Origin of the sequence: Pseudokineococcus marinus (assembly GCF_013004605.1) — a bacterium.
Taxonomy (GTDB): domain Bacteria; phylum Actinomycetota; class Actinomycetes; order Actinomycetales; family Quadrisphaeraceae; genus Pseudokineococcus; species Pseudokineococcus marinus.
The window spans coordinates 1-1283 of the sequence record NZ_JABEMA010000527.1 but is presented as its reverse complement, the minus strand read 5'-3'; the positions used below and the strand labels follow the sequence as shown (position 1 = coordinate 1283).

Genomic DNA, 1283 nt, shown 5'->3' with positions numbered 1-1283 from the left:
TCCACCGCCCCCGCGGGCGGCGCGCTCGCCCGGCGCGCCCGTGCGCCGGCGGGCCTACTCTGCCGCGCGTGGTCGCGGCGGAGCACGGCGGTGGGGTCGGCGGGGCGCCGGAGGGCGCCTCGGGCGAGCACGGCGGGGCGCGCGAGCCGGTGGTCGACCCGTCCGCGCGGGTCACCTACACGGGCACCGGGCTGGAGGACGACGCGCCCCTGTGGGCCGCCGACCCGCCCCTCGCGCCGCTGGGGCTGCTCGAGCGGTGGTACGCCGACGCGGCCGCGGACGAGCGCGTCGTCGAGCCGGGCGCCGTCGTCCTCGCGACCGTCGACGCCGACGACGTCCCCGACGCGCGCACGGTGCTGCTCAAGGGCCTCGACGGGCGCGGCGCCGTCGTCTACACGAACCTCGCGTCGGCCAAGGGGCGCCAGCTCGAGGCCCGCGCGCACGCGGCGCTCGTGCTGCCGTGGCACGCGATGTCGCGCAACGTCCGTCTGCGGGGGCGCGTGGAGCGGGTGGCCCGCGAGGAGTCGGCGGCCTACTTCGCCCAGCGCCCGCGCGGGTCGCAGGTGGCGGCGTGGGCGTCGGCGCAGTCCAAGCCCGTGGGCAGCCGCGCCGACCTCGAGCGCCGCGTCGCCGAGCTGGAGGAGCGCTTCGCCGGGCAGGAGGTGCCGCTGCCGCCGACCTGGGGCGGGGTGCGGGTCCTGCCCGTCGCCGTCGAGCTGTGGGCCGGGCGCGCCTCGCGCCTGCACGACCGCGCGGCGTGGACGTCGCTGACGGGCGAGCCGGCGCGCCTCGACGACGCCGACGCCTGGCGCCTCGCGCGCCTGCAGCCCTGAGGGGCGAACGGGCGACGACTCGCCCTGGGTAGCGGCTCACGAGGGCGAACAGGCGACGACTCGCCGTCATGACCGCCTTCGAGGGGCGAACAGGCGACGACTCGCCCTGTCGGGTGCTGGCGGTCCGGGGCGCGGAACAGCCCCCGGGTCCGACGTCGTCGACGTCGCGCCGTGCTGGACGGGCACGGCACCCGGGGGCTGCGGTGGCTGCCGGGATCTCGCCGGTCGCCTCTGTCGCACCGGGGCCTGTTCCCCGGTCGGCGGCCGGACTCGACTGCTGGGCAGCGTCGTCCGAGGTGCTCGGGCGGCTAGCGGGCAGCCACCTCACGCGTCCTTGTACCACTCACTGTACGGACCACCTCCTCTCTCGTGTGGCGGCACCGTACGTCCGCCCCCGGCGCCGCGCCAGGGGTTTCCGCGGGTCCCGCGGACGAGGCCGAGAGGGCGGCG

The 1283-nt window shown here is 78.6% G+C and carries 1 protein-coding gene; it reads left to right on the top strand.

The genetic code is table 11. The features are described from left to right. Positions 1–68: 68 nt before the first annotated feature. Complete coding sequence (gene pdxH, locus HLB09_RS17230) at positions 69–833, top strand: pyridoxamine 5'-phosphate oxidase (protein WP_171204508.1); 765 nt, start codon at positions 69–71, stop codon at positions 831–833. Positions 834–1283: the final 450 nt, after the last annotated feature.